7 protein-coding genes are annotated in these 7,703 nt (G+C 69.8%); 3 read left to right on the plus strand and 4 right to left on the minus strand.

Features of this window, described 5'->3' with window-relative positions:
* Positions 1-188: 188 nt before the first annotated feature.
* Positions 189-2,000, minus strand: coding sequence for an NHL domain-containing thioredoxin family protein (locus AC07FA_RS10990; RefSeq protein WP_479074661.1), 1,812 nt, complete (start codon positions 1,998-2,000; stop codon positions 189-191).
* Between the two features lie 64 nt (positions 2,001-2,064).
* Here AC07FA_RS10990 and AC07FA_RS10995 point away from each other — a divergent pair, with 64 nt between their 5' ends.
* Entirely contained in the window at positions 2,065-2,550 is a 486-nt protein-coding gene (locus tag AC07FA_RS10995; protein WP_479074662.1) for an LURP-one-related/scramblase family protein, read from the plus strand.
* 46 nt (positions 2,551-2,596) lie between these two features.
* On the opposite strand, the gene AC07FA_RS11000 is transcribed toward AC07FA_RS10995, so the two are convergent.
* Complete coding sequence (locus tag AC07FA_RS11000) at positions 2,597-3,388, minus strand: carbon-nitrogen family hydrolase (protein ID WP_479074663.1); 792 nt, start codon at positions 3,386-3,388, stop codon at positions 2,597-2,599.
* A gap of 207 nt (positions 3,389-3,595) precedes the next feature.
* Here AC07FA_RS11000 and AC07FA_RS11005 point away from each other — a divergent pair, with 207 nt between their 5' ends.
* The gene (locus tag AC07FA_RS11005) at positions 3,596-4,420 is read left to right on the plus strand and encodes a maleylpyruvate isomerase family mycothiol-dependent enzyme (protein WP_479074665.1); all 825 of its coding nucleotides are present in this window, start codon (positions 3,596-3,598) and stop codon (positions 4,418-4,420) included.
* A gap of 72 nt (positions 4,421-4,492) precedes the next feature.
* On the opposite strand, the gene AC07FA_RS11010 is transcribed toward AC07FA_RS11005, so the two are convergent.
* Positions 4,493-5,803 carry an MFS transporter gene (locus AC07FA_RS11010; protein ID WP_479074667.1) on the minus strand — a complete coding sequence of 437 codons (1,311 nt, stop codon included), beginning with the start codon at positions 5,801-5,803 and terminating at the stop codon, positions 4,493-4,495.
* Positions 5,800-6,486 (minus strand): GntR family transcriptional regulator, encoded by a 687-nt coding sequence (locus tag AC07FA_RS11015; RefSeq protein WP_479074669.1) that lies wholly within the window; start codon positions 6,484-6,486, stop codon positions 5,800-5,802. Before AC07FA_RS11015 ends, AC07FA_RS11010 begins: the two co-directional genes overlap by 4 nt.
* 207 nt (positions 6,487-6,693) lie before the next feature.
* Here AC07FA_RS11015 and AC07FA_RS11020 point away from each other — a divergent pair, with 207 nt between their 5' ends.
* Positions 6,694-7,581 (plus strand): D-alanyl-D-alanine carboxypeptidase family protein, encoded by an 888-nt coding sequence (locus AC07FA_RS11020; RefSeq protein ID WP_479074670.1) that lies wholly within the window; start codon positions 6,694-6,696, stop codon positions 7,579-7,581.
* The last annotated feature ends 122 nt before the right edge of the window (positions 7,582-7,703 follow it).

Genomic DNA, 7,703 nt, shown 5'->3' on the forward strand with positions numbered 1-7,703 from the left:
ACTGGATCCTGGAACTCCAGAAGGTTACAAGCATCTGCTGGGGCCCTGCTCTGGGAGAGGGGTGCGGCCCCCCCCCCCCCCCCCCGGACACACCCCCCCCCCCCCCCCACCCCCCCCCGGGCCCGGCCCGGTGGATTCCACCGGACCGGGCCCGCCCGCGCATCCGGCGAGGAGGCGCAGGAGAAGGGTCAGTCGTCCATCCCCGCGAGCACCAGCGGCAGCCGGGACACGCCCTCCGGGGTCACCCGGAGGGGGACGCCCCAGTCCTGCTGGTGGACATGGCAGGCCGGGTACTCGTTCTCCGGGTCGTCGTCGCAGGACGCCGCCATCGCCGAGACGTGCAGCACGCCTTCGGTGACCCCGTCCGCCAGGACCAGGTCGCGGAACAGGTCGGTACCGGGGCCCGCGCCCTCCGCCAGCAGCTCGGGCGGGGTCGAGGAGACCAGCAGCCTGGTCGAGGGACCGTACCGGGTGTCCAGCTTCTGCCCGGCGGGCGCCTGGAAGACCACATCGAGCCGGAGCGCCCCCGGTGCGACCTCGGTGGCCGCCCGCTGCGTCCGGTGGGCCTCCCCGACGACGCGTACGGCCTCTTCGGGCAGCCGCAGCCGGGTCAGCCGGTGGCGGGCCGACTCCACGACGACCAGGTCGCCGGCGACGAGCACGGCATCGCTCGGCTCGCGCACGTCGGTGGCCAGCGTGGTGACCTCGCCGTCGGCGGGGTCGTACCGCCGCAGCGCGTGGTTGTACGTGTCGCAGACGGCGACGGACCCGTCCGGCAGCGCGGTGACGCCCAGCGGATGCTGGAACAGCGCCTGCTCGGCGGCGCCGTCGCGGTGGCCGAAGTCGAAGAGCCCGGTGCCGACGGCGGTGTGCACGGAGCCGTCGCGCTCGACGTGACGCAGCGCGGAGGTCTCCGAGTCCGCGACCCACAGCCGCTCCCCGTCGACGGACGTGGCGAGACCGGACGGCTGGGCGAACCAGGCGTCGGCGGCGGGCCCGTCGACCAGCCCCTCGTTCGTCGTGCCCGCCTCGACCCGCACCGTCAGGGTCTCGGGGTCGTACGTCCACAGCTGGTGCACGCCCGCCATCGCGATCCACAGGCGGTCACCGAACCAGGCGACGTCCCACGGCGAGGAGAGGTCGACGTCCCGGGCCGGACCGTGGTTCGGCGCCCCCTGCCACCACTGGCGGCCGGTGCCGGCGAGCGTGGTCGTCAGGCCCGTCTCCAGGTCGAGGGCCCGGATCGCGTGGTTGACGGTGTCCGCGACAGCGACGCGCCCGTCCGGCAGCACGGCGAGGCCCTGCGGCTCACTGAACCTGACCTCGTCCGGCCCGCCGTCCACCAGTCCGCGCTCACCCGCGCCGAAGTGCCGCCGGACGGTCTCGCCGTCCTCGTCCAGTTCGACCAGGCGGTGACGGGTGGTGTCGGAGACCAGGAAGCCACCGTCGGGGAGCGCGAGGGCCTTGCCGGGAAAGCGCAGATGCGTGGCCACCGGCTCGGGAGCGACATAGGGGCCGTCGCCGCGCCGCAGCGTGCCCTTCTCCCCGTGCTCCGCCTCCAGCTCCTCGACCAGCTTCCCGATGGCGTGGGCGTGCCCCTCACCGGCGTGCTGGGCGACCACGTACCCCTCGGGGTCGATGACGACGAGTGTCGGCCAGGCCCGTACGGCGTACTGCTTCCAGGTGGCGAGCTCGGGGTCGTCGAGGACCGGGTGGTGCACCTCGTACCGCTCGACGGCGTCGACGACGGCCTGGTGCTCGGCCTCGTGCACGAACTTCGGCGAGTGAACCCCGATGATCACCACCGTGTCGCGGTGCTTCTCCTCCAGCTCGCGCAGCTCATCGAGGACATGCAGACAGTTCACACAGCAGAACGTCCAGAAATCCAAGATCACAATGCGCCCTCGCAGGTCAGCGAGGGTGTATTGCTGGTCGCCTGTATTGAGCCAGCCACCCTTGCCGATCAGCTCGGGGGCCCGGACGCGCGCACGTGTAGCCATACCGACAGTCAACATCACCGCGCCCTGCACGCATTCCGGCGGGGGCTCGGGGATCCTGGGAGCCATGAGACTTCTCGTACGTGAGCGACTGTTCGCCGTCGGTGACGACTACTGGATCGAGGACACCGAGGGACGCAAGGTCTTCCTGGTCGACGGCAAGGCCATGCGGATGCGGGACACCTTCGAGCTGAAGGACACGCAGGGCCGGATTCTCGTCGAGCTGCGGCAGAAGCTGATCAGTCTGCGCGACACGATGGTCATCGAGCGCAACGGCGAGGAGCTCGCCCAGGTCAAGCGGAAGCGGCTGTCACTGCTGCGCAACCACTACCGGGTGACTCTGGTCGACGGCACCGAACTCGACGTCAGCGGGCGGATCCTGGACCGCGAGTTCGCCATCGACTACGACGGTGAGCTGCTCGCCCAGATCTCCAGGCGCTGGCTGACCGTGCGCGACACGTACGGGATCGACGTCGTCCGCGAGGACGCCGACGCGGCGCTGCTCATCGCCGTCGCGGTGTGCGTCATCGTGCTCGCGGACAAGGAGGAGTGACCCCGCGTCTGTTTCACGTGAAACAGACGCGGAAGGCTCCCGGGCGTCAGAGCGGCGGGGCGAGGCCGAGGCGGCGGTCCTTGAGTGCCGGGAACTGTTCCCGTGTGGTGGCGGTCCTCGCCGGGTCGAACTCCACGGTCAGGATCTCCTCGCCCGCACCCGCCTCGGCCAGCACCTCGCCCCACGGGTCGACGACGATGCTGTGCCCGGCCTGCGGGATACCGGCGTGCGTACCCGCGCTGCCGACGGCCAGGACGTACGCCTGGTTCTCGACGGCGCGGGCCTGCGCCAGCAGCGTCCAGTGGGCGCGGCGGCGCTCCGGCCAGCCGGCCGCGACGACCAGGGTCTCGGCGCCCGCGTCGACGAGCCCGCGGAACAGTTCCGGGAAGCGCAGGTCGTAACAGGTGGCCAGGCCCAGCGTGGTCTGCGGATGGGCGACCGTGACCAGCTCCTCGCCCGCGCCCATCATCACCGCCTCGCCCTTGTCGAAGCCGAAGAGATGGATCTTGCGGTACGAGGCCACCCGCTCGCCCTCGGGCGAGAAGACCAGCGAGGTGTTGTAGAGGGTGCCGTCCGCGGCCCGCTCGACGAAGGAACCGGCGTGCAGCCAGACCCCGGCATCGGCCGCGGCCTTCGCCATCACCTGGTGCGTAGGCCCCTCGAAGGGCTCGGCCTCGTCCGCGAAAGCGGTGTAGGCGAAGGCGCCGACCGGCCAGAGTTCGGGCAGAACCACCAGATCCGCACCGCGCTGGGAGACGACCAGTGAAGCCGCGCGGTCTCTGCGGGCATTGACGGATTCGTCCGGGTCTACTGCGATCTGGATGAGGGAGGCGCGCACACTACCACCGTCCTGGCATTCGAGCCGTCAACACGGGCCTACGATCGTCACACGAAAGCACTGCCGGGGTGCCTGCTCGCAGCGTAACTTAGCCAACGAACCTCATACGCAGACAGCATCCCGCAGACAGCGCCGTCAGTTCCGGCCCAGCACGCCGGCACTCCCTGCTCTCCAGCCCATGCACCGCAGAACCGCACGAGGGGTCCCGTGACCGTCCATCCCAGCCTCCAGACCTACGCCGACGCCTGGACCCACTCCATCGAGTCGATAGCCGAGCTGGTGAAGCCGCTCGTCGAAGGGGAGTGGAACCGCCGCACGCCGTGCCCCGGGTGGTCGGTGCGCGACATCGTGTCGCACATCATCGGCATGGAGTGCGAGCAGCTCGGTGACCCCCGCCCGATCCACACGCTGCCGCGCGATCTCTACCACGTGCAGAACGACTTCACCCGGTACATGGAGATGCAGGTCGATGTGCGGCGACACCACACCGCACCGGAGATGACCTCCGAGCTGGAGTACACCGTCATCCGCCGCGCCCGCCAGCTGCGCAACGAGTCGCGTGCCCCCGAGACCATGGTCCGGGCGCCCCTCGGTACGGAACAGACGCTGGAACTGGCGCTCCACATGCGGGCCTTCGACGTCTGGGTGCACGAGCAGGACCTGCGCGTGACGCTGGGTCAGCCGGGCAACCTCGACTCCCCCGGCGCCTTCGTCGCCCGGGACACCCTGCTCGCCGCACTGCCGAAGGTCGTCGCCAAGGACGCGGGCGCGCCCGCCAATTCGGCGGTCGTGCTCGATGTGCACGGGCCCGTGGAGTTCCTGCGCACGGTCCGCGTGGACGCGGACGGCCGCGGTTCGATCGACGGGGCGCCGTCCCTGGGACCGGCCGTGACCCTGGCGATGGACTGGGAGACGTACTACCGCCTCGCCTGCGGCCGGGTGCGGGCGACCGCGGTCGCGGACCGGATCAAGGTCGAGGGCGACCAGGATCTCGGGGCCGCGATCCTGCACCACTTCGCCGTGACCCCGTAGTTCCACCGGCCGGCGGCGCCCGTCCTGGAGTACGAGACGGGCGCGCCGCCGGCAGCCTGGCGTGCCGACGCGTTACGCGGGCACGTGCACGGCCTCGACCCTGCTGACCACGTGGTGATCGCGTTCCCTGAGCGCCGCCCTGGCGCGCAGCCGCAGGATCTGGGTGATGCCGAGCGCCTCCAGGACGAAGACGGAGGCGAACGCGATCCGGTAGTTGTCCCCGGTCGCGTCCAGCAGCACACCGACCGCGAACAGCGTGGTCATCGAGGCGACGAAGCCGCCCATGTTGACGATCCCCGACGCGGTGCCCTGACGCTCTGGCGGGTTGGCGGGGCGCGCGAAGTCGAAGCCGATCATCGACGCGGGGCCGCATGCGCCGAGCACCAGGCACAGGGTGACCAGCAGCCACATCGGAGCGTGGTCGGCCGGGTGGAAGATCGTCGCGGCCCAGAGCAGGGCCGTCAGCGCGACCGTTCCGAGCGCCAGCGGAGCGCGCGCCGCGTGGTGCCGGGCGATGACCTGGCCGTACACGAGCCCGACCGCCATGTTGGAGAGCACCACCAGCGTGAGCAGCTCACCGGCGGTTCCCCGGCTCAGCCCCTGCGCCTCGACCAGGAACGGCATGCCCCACAGCAGCAGGAAGACCATGGCGGGGAACTGCGTGGTGAAGTGCACCCACATCCCCAGCCGGGTGCCCGGCTCCCGCCAGGCGGCCGCTATCTGCTTCCGTACGTACGCGGCGCCCGCGTGCTCGGCGGGCGGCGGCGCGTGGCCCTCCGGGTGGTCCTTGAGGAACAACAGCAGCAACACCAGCACCACCACACCCGCCGCCGCGCTGCCGACGAACGTCGTCGTCCAGCCGAAGCCGTGCAGGGCCCGGGCGATGAACAGGGTGGAGACGAGGTTGCCCGCCATCCCGAACAGTGCGGCGACCTGCCCGATCATCGGCCCGCGACGGGCCGGGAACCACCGGCTGCCGAGCCGCAGCACGCTGATGAACGTCATCGCGTCACCGCAGCCGAGCAGCGCACGGGAGGCCAGCGCCATGCCGTACGAGGGGGAGAGCGCGAAGCCGAGCTGCCCGAGGGTGAACAGCACGGCCCCGATGGTGAGGACCTTCTTCGTGCCGAGCCGGTCGACCATCAGTCCCACGGGTATCTGCATGCCCGCGTAGACGAGCAGCTGAAGGATGGAGAACGTGGACAGCGCCGAGGCGTTGACGTCGAAGCGGTCCGCGGCGTCGAGTCCGGCGACTCCCAGGCTCGTGCGGAAGATGATGGCGACGAAGTAGACGGCGACGCCGATGCCCCAGATCCGGGCGGCACGCCGGCCACCGGGCGGATCACCGGGCAGGGAAAGAGTGGGGGCGGCCCCGGAACTCACCGGTCCTCACCCCGGACCAGCACCTTGACCCGGCTGACATGGCGCCGTACGACCTGCGCGGCACCGTCCGCGTCACCGGCCCTGATTGCGTCCAGCAGCTCACCGTGCTCGGTGATGTTGGCGGCGATCCGGCCCGGATGCGCCTCCAGGACCGCGACGCCCATCCGCAGTTGCCGGTCGCGCAGCTGGTCGTAGAGGCGCGACAGGATCTCGTTGCCCGCGTTCCGCACGATCTCGGCGTGGAAGCAGCGGTCGCTGACGGCGACGGCGGCGAGGTCACCGGCCTCGGACTTCTGCCGCTGCTCCTCCAGCAGGTCCTCCAGCCGGCGGATCAGCTGCGCCGACGCGGGCACCGCCTTGCGGGCCGCGAACTCCTCGACCAGCAGCCGGGTCTCCACCACGTCCGCGATCTCCTGCGCGGAGACGGCGAGGACGAGGGCGCCCTTCTTCGGGTAGAGCTTGATGAGCCCTTCGACCTCCAGCCGCAGCAGCGCCTCACGCACGGGCGTACGGGAGACACCGACGGCCTCCGCCAGATCGCCTTCGGTGAGGAGCGTGCCGCCCTCGTAACGGCGGTCGAGGACGGCTTCCTTGATGTGGGTGTAGACGCGGTCGGCAGCGGGCGGCTGCTTGAGCGACGTCTTGACCGGAGGCTTGGCTGGGGCAGAGGGCGCGGCAGGCATGCGCACAGCATAGATACAACATGGACGCATGTGATGATCCGTCCACGATATGGAATCCCGGAATGTCGCGGCCCCGCTCCGGAAATACCCCGGAATTCACCCCTGTTGCCGTACATCCATTGCCCCACGTCATGAGTCTCACCACCGAGCGGCACCCTTATGTGGCCGCATATCAGGGGCATTTGGAGCGTTCAGTTGAAAATCGGCATGAAGCGCAGATATCGCGCAACCGCCACTGCCACCGTGGCCCTCACCGCCGGCGCCGTGCTCGCGGGCAGCGCCTTCGCCACGCAGGCCCAGGCGGCCGCGCCGCCGAAGCCCACGATCGTCGCCAAGGGCGGCTTCGTGATGAACAACGGCACCGGCAAGACCCTCTTCACCAAGGCTGCGGACACGCGCCGCTCCACCGGATCCACCACCAAGATCATGACCGCCAAGGTGGTGCTGTCGCAGAAGAATCTGAACCTGGATTCCAAGGTCACGATCCAGAAGGCGTACAGCGACTACATCGTCTCCAAGGGCGCTTCGTCGGCCCGGCTGATCGTCGGTGACAAGGTCACCGTCCGCCAGCTCCTGTACGGGCTCATGCTGCCGTCCGGCTGCGACGCCGCGTACGCCCTCGCCGACAAGTTCGGCTCCGGCACCACCCGCGGTGCCCGCGTGAAGTCGTTCATCGGCAAGATGAACGCCACCGCGAAGAGCCTCGGCCTGAAGAACACCAAGTTCGACTCGTTCGACGGCATAGGGAGTGGGAACAACTACTCCACCCCGCGCGATCTGACGAAGATCGCCAGCAGCGCCATGAAGAGCTCCACCTTCCGCGCGATCGTCAAGACCAAGTCGACGAAGCAGAAGGTGACCACGAAGAGCGGCGGATACCGCTACATGGCGTGGACCAACACCAACAAGATGCTCAGCAGCTACAGCGGCGCGATCGGTGTGAAGACCGGCTCCGGCCCGACCGCCAAGTACTGCCTGGTCTTCGCCGCGACCCGTAACGGCAAGACCGTCATCGGTACGGTCCTCACCTCCACGTCCGAGGCGAACAGGACCGCGGACGCGAAGAAGCTCATGGACTACGGCTTCAAGCTGTAACCCTGCGCCGCGAGTATCCGAAAAGGCCGGTGGGGGGGGGGGGGGGGGGGGGGGGGGGGGGGGGGGGTGTTTTTGGTGGTGGGGTGGGGGAGGGGGGGGTAGGCGTTTGTTTTTTCTATGGG

This window comes from Streptomyces sp. NPDC045968 (genome assembly GCF_056430475.1).

Excerpts from the sequence above, each read along its gene's own strand:
- AC07FA_RS10995 (WP_479074662.1), top strand. The coding sequence starts at position 2,065 with ATGAGACTTCTCGTACGTGAGCGACTGTTCGCCGTCGGTGACGACTAC.
- AC07FA_RS11015 (WP_479074669.1), bottom strand. The coding sequence starts at position 6,486 with ATGCCTGCCGCGCCCTCTGCCCCAGCCAAGCCTCCGGTCAAGACGTCG.
- AC07FA_RS11020 (WP_479074670.1), top strand. The coding sequence starts at position 6,694 with ATGAAGCGCAGATATCGCGCAACCGCCACTGCCACCGTGGCCCTCACC.
- AC07FA_RS10990 (WP_479074661.1), bottom strand. The coding sequence starts at position 2,000 with ATGGCTACACGTGCGCGCGTCCGGGCCCCCGAGCTGATCGGCAAGGGT.